Consider the following 15,238-nt stretch of genomic DNA (forward strand, 5'->3'; position numbering starts at 1 on the left):
TGTCGCGGCCGGTCGCCGCGCTTGCGCTCGCCACCTTGCTGTTGGCGGCCGGCTGTGCGGAGCCGTCGGCCGACGCCCGCGCCGACACCAATGCCGCTGTACCGAAGCTCGATCGCGACAAGGCCGCGCAACTGCAACGCGAACAGCAGATCGCGCGCACCGTGCCGTCGCTCGGTTCGATCCATCTCGCCCAGCCGCGCCCGGTCACGCTGCGAGATTCCGGCCAGGATGGCGCGATCACGATGTTGCGCGACGTCGATTTCCGCATCGTTGGCGACCTCGGCTTCTACGTGCATCAGCTATCGGCCACGCTCGTCCCATCCCGAGTGGGTGCGCCGATCGTGTTCGACGATCCGTCGACGTTCGCCATCGACGTGCATCGCGGCATCGTCACGCTCGACGACACCAAGCTCACCGCCGTCTTCAACAACTATCTGTTCGGCTATCGCAACGCGCCGCTGCGCAAGCTGAAGGTGTCGGCCGGCGACGGCACGATTCATCTGGAAGGCGAAATGAAGCGCGGCGGCTGGGTGCCGTTCTCGCTGACCGGCACGCTCTCGGTGCGCGACGGCTCGCAGCTCGTGTTCCATCCGAGCACGGTGCGCGTGCAGGGGCTCGACGCCAATCCCGTGATGCGCGCGGCCAACGTCAAGCTGGCCGATCTGCTGCAGATCGATACGCCGGTCGCGAAACTGACGGGCGACGATCTGGTCATGCAGGTCGACAAGCTGATGCCGCCGCCGCAACTGAAGCTGACCGTGGTGGCGCTGCGCATCACGCCGGCCGGCCTCGATCTGGCTTTCGACGACGGCACGCACGCCGGCTTCGCGATGCCCGACGGCGCACCGCAGCAGGCGATGCTGATTCGCGGCGGCGATGTGAAGTTCATGCGCTCGATGCCGATGAACGCCGACATTCTGATCGCGCCAACCCAGCCCGCCACGCACGCCGCGCCGTTCGTGTTCGATCTGTATCACTACCGCGACCAGGTTTCGACCGGCTATTTCAATTTCGCGCCAAGCGGCGCGATGACGATCAGGATTCCGTCCTATGCGGGCGCGAAACCGCCGGCCAATGCGATCGGCGCGGCCGGCGCGCGCCTGAACGACAGCTTCGCCGACGCGCAGCAAGCGTCGCTGCGCGACGCACGCCAACGCTGGTTCTCCGATGCGTTGGCCGGCGGCGGCACGGCGGCCGCCCCGAACACGGCCAACGCCGCCCCGGCCGACGAACGTCACGTATCGAACAAGATCACGTCGATCCAATTGCGCAACGTCGATTTCACGATCTCGGGCAACATCGGCTTCCACGTCGACCGGCTCGACGCGCAAATGGTGCCGCGCCGCCCCGGCGAACCGGTCGACCTCGACGATCCGAACCAATACGACATCAAGATTCTCGGCGGGTCGGTGCTCGAACCGTGGCCGGCGATGAACGCGCTGTTCAACGACTACCTGCTCGACTACACGCCGCGCGCGCTGAACGACCTGAAGCTCGCACCCGACGGCACGAACCTGCGCGTGACGGGGGGCATCCGGCTCTGGAATCACGTGCCGCCCGGTGTCTGGCTGCCGACCTCGATGAACGGCACGATCGCAGTGCTCGACGGCCGCCATATCGCCTACACGCCCACCCAGGTCTCCGTGCTCGGCGTGCCGCAGGCGAAGCTGCTGCGCGCGCTCGGCATCGAGCTCGCCTCGTTGACGCCGCTGCGCCGGCGCGGTGCCGAATTGCGCGGCGACGCGCTCGTGCTCGATCAGTACACGGTGTTCCCGCCACCGGCGCTGAAAGGCCAGTTGACCCAGGCCAGTGTCGAAGCGAATGGCCTGCGGCTCACTTTCAATCGTGTGCCCGATGCACCGCCGCTGCCGAAGCCCGGCACCAGCGCCGCCAGCTATATCTGGATGGAAGGCGGCGACATGAAGATGTTCAACGTGCTGGAGACCAACCTGCGCGCGTTGATCGAAAACACGACGCAGCAGGGGCCGATGCAATTCGATCTGTACGGCTATCGCGCGCAGGTATCGAAGGGCTCGGTGCGCATGGCGGCCGACGGCACGCTGCTCGTCGACCTCGGCAAGACCAACCCGCTCGCGCCGTAACACATCACGCCAGACCACCGCATCATGAAAAAAGCCCGCGAGGCACTTGCCTGCGGGCTTTGTTTTGACCTGGCCACCACGGCCGCGCTGCCTACTTGCGTTCGAGCACGTCGATCACGGCAAGCAGCGCGCGCCGCAACTGGTCGACATCCACGGCCTCGGCGACGCTGGCTTCTTCAGCCGCAGGAAACAGCGCCTCCTGCTCGGTGGGCATCGCGCTGCGATCCGAAGCATGCGAATCGAGCCGATTGCGTGCCCCGTTGATCGTGAACCCCTGCTCGTAGAGCAGCTCACGAATTCGCCGGATCAACAGCACCTCGTGGTGCTGGTAATAGCGACGGTTGCCACGGCGCTTCACCGGGCGAAGCTGCGTAAACTCCTGCTCCCAATAACGCAGCACATGCGGCTTCACACCGCATAGCTCGCTGACTTCACCGATCGTGAAGTAGCGCTTCGCGGGAATCGGGGGCAACACGACTTTCTCAACCGTCGATGTCATCGTCAGTCAACCGTCGGTAAGCGCGGGAGCCGCGCGGCAGCACGCAAGCGCGTGCAGGTCAGCCTTCTGCGCCGTTTTCGACGAGCGCCTTCAACTTCTGGCTCGCGTGGAACGTGACGACACGGCGTGCGGCGATCGGAATCGCCTCGCCCGTCTTGGGGTTGCGCCCCGGACGCTGCGGCTTGTCGCGCAACTGGAAATTGCCGAAACCGGACAGCTTCACGCTCTCGCCATTCTCGAGCGCATCGCGGATCACTTCGAAGAAGGCCTCGACCATGTCCTTCGCTTCCCGCTTGTTGAGCCCGACGCTGTCGAACAGCAGTTCGGCCAGCTCCGCCTTGGTCAGCGTAGGCGTTTCGCCGGACTGCGCCGGCGCCACATCGCGGTTCAGGGCGCTGCGCTGCGCCGTCAGGAGGGCTTCGAATTCACTCGAGTTCATGTCATTCATATCTGCAAAACTTGCGCATTATCCCTGGTCAAAACCGACCGGAGCCTCGTGCCCCCGGCCGGCTCCCGCGTATCCCGGCGGCTCGGTTCAGCCGCGCAGACGCGCGCCGTGAACCTGCATGCTGCCAACGAGGGCCTGGATCGCAAGATCGACCGTTTCGTCCTGCAGCGTGCCGGCCGGGTCCTGCAAGGTGACGCGGAATGCCAGGCTTTTCTCGTGCGCGGCCAAACCACCGGAAGTGTTTGATTTTGCACGAAATTCGTCAAAGAGTACAACCTTCTGAACGAACTTGCACGGCTCGCTGGCGAGCGCATCCTTCATCGCGTCGAACAAGGCCTGGACCTCGATTTTTTGATCGACGACAACGGCGATGTCGCGACGCACCGGCGGGAATTTCGATACGTCGGACGGTGCCGGCAGCGCGCGCGCGATCAGCGCATCGGTATCGATCTCGAACATCATCGGGGCGTGCGGCAGCTCGTATTGCTGCATCAGGCGCGGGTGCAATTCGCCGACCCAACCGACCGTCTTGCCGTCGAGCTCGATGCGGGCGCTACGGCCCGGATGCAGCGCCGGGTGTTCCGCTTTCACAAAACGCGCAACGGCCGGCGCGAGCAGCGCCTCGACATCGCCCTTCACGTCGAAGAAATCGACCTGACGGGTCGCGGCACCCCACTGCTCGTCGAGCTGCGGGCCGTAGGCCAGCGCACCGACGCGCTTCGGCTGGGCATAGCCCTCGACCGTCAACTCGCCCGCGGCTACCGACGCATCGGCGATGAACACGCGGCCCGTCTCGAACACGCGCACGCGCTCGGCGCGACGGTTCAGGTTGTGACGCAGCACATTGACGAGGCTGCCGAACAGCGTGGTGCGCATCACCGACAACTGGCTCGCGATCGGATTCAGCAAGCGTACCGGCTGGGTATTGCCCGCGAAATCGCGTTCCCAATCCGCATCGACAAAGCTGAAGTTGACCGTTTCCGCGTAGTCGCGCGCGGCCAGCGCATGACGGATCGTGTGGATCGAACGCTGCGTTTCGTTGGTCGCGCGCATTTCGCTGATCGCCACCGGCGGACGCGCGGGAATGTTTTCGAAACCGTAGATGCGCGCGACTTCTTCGATCAGGTCTTCCTCGATCTCGATGTCGAAGCGATGCGGCGGCGGCGTCACGAGGAACGTGTCGCCGTCGCGCGTGAAGCTCAGGCCAAGGCGCGTGAAGATGCCGCCGATTTCCTGCGCGTCGATCGGTACGCCGATGATGCGGTTCGCACGCGCAACGCGCATGGCCACCGGCGCGCGCACCGGCAGGTTCACGGATTGATCGTCGACCGGGCCGGCCTGGCCGCCGCAGATGTCGAGGATCAGTTGCGTGATGTGTTCGAGGTGTTCGACCGTGGTCGAGTAATCGACACCGCGTTCGAAACGGTGCGCGGCATCGGTCGAGAAGTTGTACTTGCGCGCGCGGCCGCGCACGCTGTCCGGCCACCAGAACGCCGCTTCGAGGTAGATATTGGCCGTGTCGAGCGAGACAGCCGTGCTGTCGCCACCCATGATGCCGGCCAAGCTCTCGACCTGACCTTCGTCGGCGATCACGCCGACGGTTTCGTCGAGCTCGATGGTATTGCCGTTCAGCAGCTTGAGCGTTTCGCCACGCTTGCCCCAGCGCACGTCCACCGTGCCGTGGATCTTGTCCAGATCGAACACATGCGACGGACGGCCCAGCTCGAACATCACGTAGTTCGAGATGTCGACGAGCGCCGACACGCTGCGCTGGCCCGCGCGCTCGAGGCGCTCGACCATCCATTGCGGCGTCTTGGCCCGTGCGTTCACGCCGCGGATCACGCGACCCGAGAAGCGGCCGCACAGGTCGGACGCGGAAATGCGCACCGGCAGCGTTTCATTCAACTCGACCTTGGCCGGCGGGAACGCCACGGCCTTCAGCGACGCGCCGGTAATCGCGGCCGTTTCGCGCGCGATGCCGTAAACCGACAGGCAGTCCGCCTTGTTCGGCGTCAGCTTGATTTCGAAGATCGTGTCGTCGAGATTCAGCGTCTCGCGGATGTCCTGACCGATCGGCGTATCTTCCGGCAGGATCATCAGGCCACTGTGATCTTCCGACAGCTTCAGTTCGCGTGCCGAGCAGAGCATGCCCTGGCTCTCGACGCCGCGCAGCTTCGACAGCTTGATCAGGAACGGCTTGCCACCCTCTTCGGCCGGCGGCAGCTCGGCACCCACCAGGGCGACCGGCACCTTGATGCCCGGCGCCACGTTCGGCGCGCCGCAGACGATGTTCAGCGTCGCGCCGGTGCCGGCGTCGACCTGACACACGTTCAGCTTGTCCGCGTCCGGATGCTTGACCACTTCGAGCACGCGGCCGACGACGATGCGCGACGTGGCCGGCGCGACGGCGCGCAGCGATTCGACTTCGAGGCCGGCCATCGTCAGCGCGTGCGACAGCTCGTCCGTCGTCAATTGCGGATCGACAAAGGTTCTCAACCAGGATTCAGGGAATTGCATGGGTGTCTACGTTCGAAACAGGTTAGATCGGGTCGGTCGCGCGGCCGGCGTCGCCTGACGCGCCGCGCAGCCGGCTCACGCGAACTGGCGGAGGAAGCGCAGATCGTTCTCGAAGAACAGGCGCAGATCCTGCACGCCGTAGCGCAACATCGTGAGCCGTTCGAGACCGCTGCCGAACGCGAAGCCGATGTAGCGCTCCGGGTCGAGACCCATGTTGCGGATGACCGTCGGATGCACCTGGCCCGAGCCCGAAATCTCGAGCCATTTGCCGGCGTTCTTGCCGTGTTCGAACATCATGTCGATCTCGGCAGACGGTTCGGTAAACGGGAAGTACGACGGACGGAAGCGCACGAGAATGTCGTCGCGCTCGAAGAATTTCTTCAGGAAATCGGTGTAGACGCCCTTCAGGTCGGCGAAGCTGACGTTCTCTTCGATCCACAGGCCTTCGACCTGATTGAACATCGGCGAGTGCGTGGCATCGCTGTCGACGCGATACGTACGGCCCGGCGCGATGACCTTGATCGGCGGCTTGTTCATGCGCGCGTAGCGAACCTGCATCGGGCTCGTATGCGTGCGCAGCAGCAGTTGACGCCCTTCGGCGTCCTTGCCGTCGACGTAGAACGTATCCTGCATCGAACGGGCCGGATGGTTTTCCGGGCTGTTCAGCGAGGTGAAGTTGTACCAGTCGGTTTCGATTTCGGGGCCGTCGGCCACATCGAAACCGATCGAACGGAAAATCTGTTCGACGCGTTCCCAGGTGCGCATCACCGGGTGCAGGCTGCCCGCACCGGCGCCGCGGCCCGGCAGGGTCACGTCGATGGCCTCGGAGGTGAGGCGTTGATTCAGGAGTGCGTCGGCGAGCGCCTGGCGTCGCGCGGTGAGCGCGCCTTCCACTTGCTGCTTCGCAACGTTGATGCGCGCGCCTTCGGTCTTGCGCGCTTCGGGATCGAGTTTGCCAAGCCCTTTCAACAGCTCGGTCAGCGCACCCGACTTGCCGAGAAAGCGTGCCTTCTCGTTTTCGAGCGTGGTGATATCGGCAGCCTGTTCGAAGGCCTGCTTCGCGTCAGTGACAATCTGGTCCAGATCCATTGATCCCATCATTTCCAACGTCAATCGTTCTCGGCGAGCAAAACGCTCGATCCAACAAAAACGGGGCTCGGATGAGCCCCGTTTTCGCTGCAGCGGCCGTGACTACCGGAGCCTCGCTGCAACTGACCATGCAGTGCTAATTTCGCAATTAGGCTGCAACGGCGGCTTTCACCTGCTTGACGATCGCGGCAAAAGCAGCCTTGTCGAACACCGCCATGTCAGCCAGAACCTTACGGTCGAGTTCGATCGAAGCCTTCTTCAGGCCGTTGATGAACACGCTGTAGGTCATGTCGTGCTGACGGACTGCCGCATTGATACGCGTGATCCACAGTGCACGGAACACACGCTTCTTGTTGCGACGGTCGCGATAGGCGTACTGACCGGCACGCATCACCGCTTGCTTGGCGATGCGATAGACGTTATTGCGACGACCGCGATAACCCTTGGCCAGGTTGATGATCTTCTTGTGGCGGGCCCGTGCGGTTACCCCACGTTTGACTCGAGGCATATTTCTCTCCTTGGAGTATCAGTTAGGGGTTACGCGAACGGCAGCATGGCGCGGACGGAGTTCAGATCGGAATCATGAACGGCCGTCGAACCGCGCAGGTGGCGCTTGTTCTTCGTGGTTTTCTTGGTCAGGATGTGACGCTTGAAGGCTTGACCGCGCTTGACGGTACCGCCCGGACGCACCACGAAGCGCTTTGCAGCACTCTTCTTGGTCTTCATCTTAGGCATAACAACTCCAGTTTATTAGATGGACGTGGGTGTGCGGCCGGCTTGCGCCCTGAACCGCCCTTTGAAACCCCAATCCACTTGTGTACGGCGCACACACTGCCCGTGCGCCGTCATGTTTGGCGAGCCGCCCTGGCCGGGCCACCCGCCGCACTGCTTGACGAACCGCCGTGCAAGGCACGGCGGTTCGCGCATTACTTCTTCTTTTTCGGAGAAAGCACCATGATCATCTGGCGCCCTTCCATCTTCGGCATCTGCTCGACTTGGCCCACTTCATCGAGATCGGTGCGCAGACGTTCGAGCACGCGCATGCCGATTTCCTGGTGAGCCATTTCACGGCCGCGGAAACGCAACGTGATCTTAGTCTTGTCGCCGTCTTCAAGGAAGCGCAACAGATTGCGAAGCTTGACGTTGTAATCGCCGTCGTCAGTACCCGGACGGAATTTGACTTCCTTGACCTGGATGACCTTCTGTTTCAGCTTCGCTTCGTGCTGCTTCTTGGATTCCTGGTACTTGAACTTGCCGTAATCCATCAGACGGCAAACGGGGGGAACGGCCTGCGGCGCGATCTCCACCAGATCAACATCCAGCTCTTCCGACTTGCGGAAGGCATCGGCGAGTTTCACGATACCGATGGGTTCCCCATCGACCCCGACCAGACGCACTTCCGGCGCATTGATTTCACCGTTGATGCGATGCGACGACTTATCAGTAGCGATGTTACGTTTCCTCTAAAAATTAAAAAAACGAGCCGCGCTGCCAGGGCGGTTACTTGAACGCCCGCAGATCCTGCTGCAGACGCTCAACGAAGGCTTCGACCGGCATTACGCCAAGGTCGACGCCGCCACGGGCACGCACGGCTACCGTTTGTGCTTCACGCTCTTTTTCGCCCGCCACCAGCAGGTACGGCACTTTTTCAAGCGTGTGCTCGCGTATTTTATAGCTAATCTTCTCGTTGCGCAAATCGGCCTCAACTCTAAGCCCTTGTTTTTGCAACGATTGGGTTACGGCCTGTACGTATTCGGCCTGATTTTCCGCGATATTCATCACCACGACCTGCACCGGAGCCAGCCAGGACGGCATTGCGCCGGCGTGATGCTCGATCAGAATGCCGAGGAAACGCTCCATCGAACCGACGATCGCACGGTGCAGCATGACCGGCCGGCGGCGGCTGTTGTCTTCCGCCACGTACTCGGCGCCGAGGCGCTCCGGCAGCACCATGTCGAGCTGCAGCGTGCCGCACTGCCACGACCGGCCCAGCGCGTCCTTGATGTGGTATTCGATCTTCGGACCGTAGAACGCACCCTCGCCAGGCAGCTCTTCCCACTCGAGGCCGCAGGCCGTCAGTGCGTCGCGCAGCCCTTGTTCGGCGCGATCCCAGGTTTCGTCGGTGCCGGCGCGTTGATCAGGACGCAGCGACAGCTTGATCGCGATCTGATCGAACCCGAAATCCTTGTAGATGCTCATCGCGAGTTCGTTGAACGCGATCGATTCCGAAATGAACTGGTCTTCGGTACAGAAAATGTGCGCATCGTCCTGCACGAAGCCGCGCACGCGCATCAGGCCATGCAGCGCGCCCGACGCCTCGTTGCGGTGGCACGAGCCGAATTCCGCGTAACGCAGCGGCAGGTCGCGGTACGAGCGCAGGCCGTGATTGAACACCTGGACGTGGCCCGGGCAATTCATCGGCTTGATCGCGTAGTCGCGCTTTTCCGACTCGGTCGTGAACATGTTCTCGCGATAGTTCTGCCAGTGACCCGACGCTTCCCACAGGGAGCGATCCATGATCATCGGCGTCTTGATCTCGAGATAGCCGACCGCGTTCAGGCGGCGGCGGATGTACTGCTCGATCTGCTGCCAGAGCGTCCAGCCCTTCGGATGCCAGAACACCATGCCCGGCGATTCTTCCTGCATGTGGAACAGGTCGAGTTGCTTGGCGAGCTTGCGGTGATCGCGCTTTTCCGCCTCTTCCAGCATGTGCAGGTAGGCTTCCTGGTCTTCCTTCTTGGTCCAGGCCGTGCCGTAGATGCGCTGCAGTTGCTCGTTCTTCGAATCGCCGCGCCAGTAGGCGCCCGCGACCTTCATCAGCTTGAAGACCTTGAGCTTGCCGGTGGACGGCACGTGCGGGCCGCGGCACAGATCGGTGAACCCGCCGTGCGAGTACAGCTTGATGTCGTCGCTCGTCGGGATCGATTCGATGATCTCGGCCTTGTACTTCTCGCCGATACCGCGGAAATACTCGGCGGCTTCCTCGCGCGACACGACGCGCCGCGACACCGGCTCGTCCTTCTTCGCGAGTTCCTGCATGCGCTTCTCGATCTTCTCGAGATCCTCGGGCGTGAACGGGCGGCTGTACGAGAAATCGTAGTAGAAGCCGTTGTCGATGACCGGCCCGATCGTGACTTGCGCTTCCGGATACAGGCTCTTCACCGCGTAGGCCAGCAAGTGGGCCGTCGAATGGCGAATGATGTCGAGGCCGTCTGCGTCCTTGTCGGTCACGATCGCCAGCGACGCGTCGTGGTCGATCAGCGTCGAGGTGTCGACGAGCTCGCCGTCGAGCTTGCCGCCGAGCGCGGCCTTCGCGAGGCCGGCGCCGATCGACGCAGCCACTTCGGCAACTGTCACCGGATGCTCGTATTGTCGAACTGAGCCATCGGGCAGGCGTATCGAAACCATAGCAATCTCCGTGATGCCGACAGGACGCGGCAGGCAATGCGTTAAAAAACGACAAAAAAAATGCGGCCCCGCTTTCGAGGGGCCGCATTTCGATGCATCCAAACTACAGGCGAATACGTTCCTCGACTAGCGTCGTTCCGAAGTGGTTCCGGTCAACGTTCGCGATGTCATCACGGTATTTGCCTTGTGCGTAGAGAAAATGTCTACTGCCGCTTCAGACTGATGCTGCCTGCTGAAGCCGATATCGTTGGTAGGCTCGATTGGATTCGAACCAACGACCCCCACCATGTCAAGGTGGTGCTCTAACCAACTGAGCTACGAGCCTAGAGAAACGAGAGTATATGGACCTTTTTCGACTCTGGCAAGCAAATTGTGCGGTGCGGTGATCATGCCGCCCCCATTCGTCAGGCCTTGCGTGTCGCGCGCACCACGCCCGACACGTCGCCGAGCAGCGTGCAGGCACGCTGCACCTGCGCCGAATTCGACACTTCCACGGTGAATTGCATGACCGCCGCATTGCGCCGGCTCTGCGTTTTCACGCCGATCACGTTCATCTTCTCGCGCGCGAACACTTCCGAAATATCGCGCAGCAGGCCTTGGCGATCGCTGGCATCGATGATCAGGTCGACCGGATACACCGACGCGCCGCGCCCGCCAAGCACATCGGCCGACCAGGTGGTTTGCAGCACGCGCTCCGGCGCGCGCTCGGACATGCGGCGGAACATCGCGCAATCGCTGCGATGGATCGACATGCCCTTGCCACGCGTCACGAAGCCGCTGATCGGATCGGGCGGCGCCGGCCGGCAGCAGCGTGCCAACTGCGTGAGCAGCGCATCGACGCCAACCACCAGCACCCCCGTCGAGGCGCCATGTGCGACGCTGGCGCCGCTGCTGCGCTTCTCGAACTGCTCCGGCGCCTCGATATCGGGCTCGGGCGGCGGCGCATCGGACAGGGCATGCTCGACCGTACGCAGGCTGAACTCTTCCTTGCCGACCGCCGCGAACAGTTCCTCGGGCGCCTTGAAACCGAGCTTCGCCGCCAGGCTGTCGAGGCTGACCGATGTCTTGCCCTCGCGCTGCAAGGTCTTTTCGACCAGCGCCCGGCCTCGCGTGATGATTTCCTGCTGATCGCTGAGATTGAAGAACGCGCGCACCTTCTGGCGTGCCCGCCCGCTCTGCAGGTAGCCGAGCTGCGCGTTCAGCCAGTCGCGCGACGGGCCGCCCTCCTTCACCGCGACGATCTCGACCGTCTGCCCGTTGGCGAGCGGCGTATTGAGCGGCACCATCGAACCGTCCACCCGCGCACCGCGGCAACGGTGGCCGAGTTCGCTGTGCAGGTGATATGCGAAATCGATCGGCGTGGCGCCGTGCGGCAGCGCGATCACGCGCGCCTGCGGCGTCATCACATAGATGTGGTCGTCGTCGAGCGAGGTTTCGCGCAGTTGCGCCCAAGCTTCGTTGCCGGCCTCTTCGGGCTCGCCGTCGGTCACTTCCTCGCGCCAGGCCAGCAGTTGCCGCAGCCAGGCGATCTTCTCGTCGTACTTGTCGCCGGCCGAAAACTGGCCGCCGTAGCCGCGCGCGCCGGCTTCCTTGTAGCGCCAGTGCGCGGCCACGCCGTATTCGGCGAAACGGTGCATCTCCTGGGTACGGATCTGCACCTCGAAGGCACGGCCATCATCGCCGATCACGACCGTATGCAGCGACTTGTAGCCGTTCGGCTTGGGCCGCGAGATGTAGTCGTCGAATTCCCTCGGCACCGGCTGCCACAGGTGATGCACGATGCCCAGCACCGCGTAGCAATCCTTGATGTCGGGGACGATCACGCGAAACGCGCGCACGTCGTACAGCTCGGAGAAATCAAGCTCCTTGCCGCGCATCTTGCGCCAGATGCTGTAGATATGTTTCGGTCGGCCGCTGACTTCGGCGGGGATCTGCGCGGCCGCCAACTCCTGTTCGAGCCGCGCGATCGCCTGCGTCACATAGGCTTCGCGCTCGACGCGTTTTTCGTCGAGCAGCTTGGCGATGCGCTTGTAGGTGACGGCGTCCTCGAAGCGGAACGCCAGATCCTCCAGCTCCCACTTCAGTTGCCAGATGCCGAGCCGGTTCGCGAGCGGCGCATAGATGTCGAGCGTTTCGCGCGCGACATCGGGCGGCGGCTGGCGCTTCGCGGCTGCGTAATAGCGCAACGACTGAAGCCGCGAGGCCAGCCGGATCAGCACCACGCGAATATCCTGCGCGAACGCGAGCAACATCTTGCGCAGCGCTTCGATCTGCGCGCGGCGTTCGGCCTGCGCGTCGCGGTTGCCTTCGGGCACCTGGCGCGCGGCCAGCAGGCTGACCGTGCCGAGCCGCAACAGCTTGCGCACGTCGCTCACCAGCTTCGCGACTTCGTCGCCGAAGCGTTCGGCGATTTCCTTCTCGGGATCGTTCAGATGCGGCGTCAACGGGAACAGCGCGGCGGCCTGCACCGCGTGCGGATCGACGTTGAGCGTGCGCATCAGCGCGACGATGCCGGCAGCGTGATCGACGAGCCGCTCGCCCGAAGACAGGCAGGCGTCGCCCGCGTGCTCGCGCACGAACGCGAGCACGTCATCGAACTCGGGGGACGCGGCAGCGGCGTTGGAAGCGGGATCGACGTTCATCGGCTGACCGGCAAAGGCATCGGAGAAGCGGTGTAGTTAGTTCTTTTGAGCGGCGACGACCACGATTTCGACGAGACAGGCCGGGTTGGCCAGCTTCGCTTCGACGGTGGCGCGCGGCGGCGTGGCGCCCTGCACGACCCACGATTCCCACACTTCGTTCATCGCCGGGAAGTTCACCATGTCGGTGATGTAGATCTGCACCGACAGCAGGTTTGCCTTGTCGCTGTTCACTTCGGCAAGCAGGCGATCGATGTGGCCCAGCACTTCGAGCGTCTGGCCCTTGATGTCCTGCGCCGTGTCTTCGGCGATCTGGCCGGCCAGATAGACGGTACCGTTGTACACGGCGGTTTCGGAAAGACGCGCGCCGACATGATGACGAATGACTGCCATGGAAATCCCTGGAAAGGAGTGAATGAGGTTCGGCCGGCGGCTCGGGCGTACGCGCCCGGGAACCTGCGGCCGAACTGCATATTATGACGCGTCTTGCTCGAAAAATCGGCGGGCGATCGTAATCTGCGCCGGATCGAGGAACGCCGGGGCATGGCCCACGCCCGCAATCTCGACACTCGACACCGCCTTCCCGCGTGCCGTCATCTTGGCGACGGTGGCCGCCGACAGCAGATCCGACCCGGCGCCGCGCACCACCAGCAGCCGCCCCGCGAACGTTTCGAAGGCGCGCCACAGCACCGCCTCGCCGGCTTCGAGCTGCTCCGGCGTGGTGGCGCGAAACGGTTCGGCGATGCGCGGATCGTAGCGCACGCGCCAGCCGCCGCTCGCCGCATCGTGCGCCAGCAGCGGCGCGTTGATCTCGCGCCATTCGTCACTGGTCAGCGGGCCGAACGATGCGGCAAGCGCCGCGAGATGATCGATGCCGGCCTGCTCGGTATCGAAATGCATGTCCTTGCCGAGATACTCGCCGATCCGTGCGAGCGAATCGGGTTCGATATGCGGACCGACGTCGTTGAGCAGCATCCGCGCGATCGGCGTATCGGGCAGACCGCCGAGCACCATGCCGATCAGGCCGCCCATCGAGGTGCCGAACCAGTCGACGCGCTCGACATCGAGCCGCGCGATCAGCGTGACCATGTCGGCCACGTATTGCGGCAGGCCATACAGGCGCGGATCGGCCAGCCAGCCGGAGCGGCCTCGCCCGGCCACGTCCGGGCAGATCACGCGGTAGCGGTCGGACAGCGCGGCGGCGAGGCGGTCGAAATCGCGGCCCGAGCGCGTCAGGCCGTGCACGCACACGAGCACGCGCGGATTATCGGGATCACCCCATTCGGTATAGGCAAGACGATGAAGGCCCGCCGGGCTCGCGCATTGCACATGGCGCTCGCGCGGCGAGGCGGAAGACGGGAAGGAATCGGACATCGATGCGTCCTCGCGTTGGGCCGGCCAGGCCGGCGGACCGGCGGGCCGGGACGGCCCGCGCGCAGACGCGATCGATTGTAAACCGCTTCGTTCCGCGCATGCGGCGACGTCCGGCACCGAAGCCCGTGACGCTTCATGCGCCCGTCACGCCCGGGTCATCGATGCGCCGCTCGATCGCGGCGAGGCGACCACGCATCGGCCGAAAGCAAAAACGCCCCGCGGCGCGAGCCACGGGGCGTTCGTCGAATCAGGGCAACCGCTCGGGCGGCCGCCCCGCTTCGCTCAGGACACGGCGCTGACGTCGAGCGGCGCGCCCGTCTTGGCCTTGACCTCGTCGACGCTCACGCCGTCGGCCAGCTCGATCAGCTTGAGGCCGTCCGGCGTCACTTCGATCACGCCGAGATCGGTGATGATGATGTCGACCACGCCCACGCCCGTCAGCGGCAAGTTGCATTCGTCGAGGATCTTGTGCTGATCGCCCTTCGCGACGTGCTCCATCAGCACCACCACGCGCTTGACGCCCGCCACCAGGTCCATCGCGCCGCCCATGCCCTTGATCATCTTGCCCGGGATCATCCAGTTCGCCAGGTCGCCCTTCTTGCTGACCTGCATCGCGCCGAGGATCGCCAGGTTGATGTGGCCGCCGCGGATCATCGCGAACGAATCGGCCGACGAGAAGATCGACGAACCGGGCAGCGTGGTCACCGTCTGCTTGCCCGCATTGATCAGGTCGGCATCGATTTCCTCTTCGGTCGGCGACGGCCCGATGCCGAGCAGCCCGTTTTCCGATTGCAGCCACACTTCGACGCCCGCCGGCACGTGGTTGGCCACCAGCGTCGGCAGCCCGATGCCGAGGTTCACGTAGAAGCCGTCTTGCAGTTCCTTGGCCGCGCGCGCAGCCATCTGGTCACGATTCCAGGCCATGTCAGTCTCCTTTCGCGCGCACGACGCGTTGTTCGATACGTTTTTCCGGCGTCGCGTTCAGCACGAGACGCTGCACGAAGATGCCCGGCGTGTGGATGTGATCCGGATCGAGCTCGCCGTTCTCGACGATTTCCTCGACTTCCGCCACCGTGATGCGGCCGGCCATCGCGCACATCGGGTTGAAGTTGCGCGCGGTGCGGCGATAGATCAGGTTGCCCGACTTGTCGGCCTTCCAGGC

13 protein-coding genes, 1 tRNA gene and 1 pseudogene are annotated in these 15,238 nt (G+C 63.8%); 1 reads left to right on the forward strand and 14 read right to left on the reverse strand.

Annotation, left to right across the window (positions count from 1 at the left end):
- The first annotated feature begins 35 nt into the window (after positions 1 to 35).
- The gene (locus ACYP33_RS19350; RefSeq protein WP_459623460.1) at positions 36 to 2,102 is read left to right on the forward strand and encodes a hypothetical protein; all 2,067 of its coding nucleotides are present in this window, start codon (positions 36 to 38) and stop codon (positions 2,100 to 2,102) included.
- A gap of 91 nt (positions 2,103 to 2,193) precedes the next feature.
- On the opposite strand, the gene ACYP33_RS19355 is transcribed toward ACYP33_RS19350, so the two are convergent.
- The 14 genes and pseudogenes from ACYP33_RS19355 to ACYP33_RS19420 form a co-directional block, all read right to left on the reverse strand.
- The gene (locus tag ACYP33_RS19355) at positions 2,194 to 2,601 is read right to left on the reverse strand and encodes a MerR family transcriptional regulator (protein ID WP_459623382.1); all 408 of its coding nucleotides are present in this window, start codon (positions 2,599 to 2,601) and stop codon (positions 2,194 to 2,196) included.
- A gap of 58 nt (positions 2,602 to 2,659) precedes the next feature.
- Positions 2,660 to 3,049, reverse strand: coding sequence for an integration host factor subunit alpha (locus tag ACYP33_RS19360; RefSeq protein WP_414444937.1), 390 nt, complete (start codon positions 3,047 to 3,049; stop codon positions 2,660 to 2,662).
- 87 nt (positions 3,050 to 3,136) lie between these two features.
- The gene (gene pheT, locus ACYP33_RS19365; RefSeq protein ID WP_459623384.1) at positions 3,137 to 5,566 is read right to left on the reverse strand and encodes a phenylalanine--tRNA ligase subunit beta; all 2,430 of its coding nucleotides are present in this window, start codon (positions 5,564 to 5,566) and stop codon (positions 3,137 to 3,139) included.
- 75 nt (positions 5,567 to 5,641) lie between these two features.
- Positions 5,642 to 6,655, reverse strand: a complete 1,014-nt coding sequence (gene pheS / locus ACYP33_RS19370; protein WP_206127167.1) for a phenylalanine--tRNA ligase subunit alpha — start codon at positions 6,653 to 6,655, stop codon at positions 5,642 to 5,644.
- Between the two features lie 148 nt (positions 6,656 to 6,803).
- Positions 6,804 to 7,163 carry a 50S ribosomal protein L20 gene (gene rplT / locus ACYP33_RS19375; RefSeq protein WP_004192938.1) on the reverse strand — a complete coding sequence of 120 codons (360 nt, stop codon included), beginning with the start codon at positions 7,161 to 7,163 and terminating at the stop codon, positions 6,804 to 6,806.
- Positions 7,164 to 7,192: 29 nt separating this feature from the next.
- A complete protein-coding gene (gene rpmI / locus ACYP33_RS19380; RefSeq protein ID WP_006052501.1) occupies positions 7,193 to 7,390 on the reverse strand; it encodes a 50S ribosomal protein L35 in 198 nt (65 codons plus the stop codon).
- A 191-nt stretch (positions 7,391 to 7,581) separates the two neighbouring features.
- Positions 7,582 to 8,106 (reverse strand): translation initiation factor IF-3, encoded by a 525-nt coding sequence (gene infC / locus ACYP33_RS19385; protein WP_414445573.1) that lies wholly within the window; start codon positions 8,104 to 8,106, stop codon positions 7,582 to 7,584.
- A 49-nt stretch (positions 8,107 to 8,155) separates the two neighbouring features.
- On the reverse strand, positions 8,156 to 10,063 hold the full coding sequence (gene thrS, locus ACYP33_RS19390) for a threonine--tRNA ligase (protein WP_414444935.1): 1,908 nt from the start codon (positions 10,061 to 10,063) through the stop codon (positions 8,156 to 8,158).
- Between the two features lie 248 nt (positions 10,064 to 10,311).
- Positions 10,312 to 10,388, reverse strand: a tRNA-Val gene (locus tag ACYP33_RS19395).
- A 79-nt stretch (positions 10,389 to 10,467) separates the two neighbouring features.
- Positions 10,468 to 12,705 carry a RelA/SpoT family protein gene (locus ACYP33_RS19400; protein ID WP_414449578.1) on the reverse strand — a complete coding sequence of 746 codons (2,238 nt, stop codon included), beginning with the start codon at positions 12,703 to 12,705 and terminating at the stop codon, positions 10,468 to 10,470.
- Between the two features lie 36 nt (positions 12,706 to 12,741).
- The gene (locus tag ACYP33_RS19405; protein ID WP_414444933.1) at positions 12,742 to 13,095 is read right to left on the reverse strand and encodes a RidA family protein; all 354 of its coding nucleotides are present in this window, start codon (positions 13,093 to 13,095) and stop codon (positions 12,742 to 12,744) included.
- A gap of 81 nt (positions 13,096 to 13,176) precedes the next feature.
- Positions 13,177 to 14,180 (reverse strand): annotated as a pseudogene (locus ACYP33_RS19410) (alpha/beta fold hydrolase); the annotation flags it as partial.
- 178 nt (positions 14,181 to 14,358) lie between these two features.
- A complete protein-coding gene (locus ACYP33_RS19415; protein ID WP_414444932.1) occupies positions 14,359 to 15,000 on the reverse strand; it encodes a CoA transferase subunit B in 642 nt (213 codons plus the stop codon).
- Between the two features lies 1 nt (position 15,001).
- Positions 15,002 to 15,238, reverse strand: a 237-nt coding sequence (locus tag ACYP33_RS19420; RefSeq protein ID WP_459623390.1) for a CoA-transferase, incomplete at its 5' end; no start/stop codon positions are given.

This window comes from Burkholderia sp. 3C (assembly GCF_054589155.1).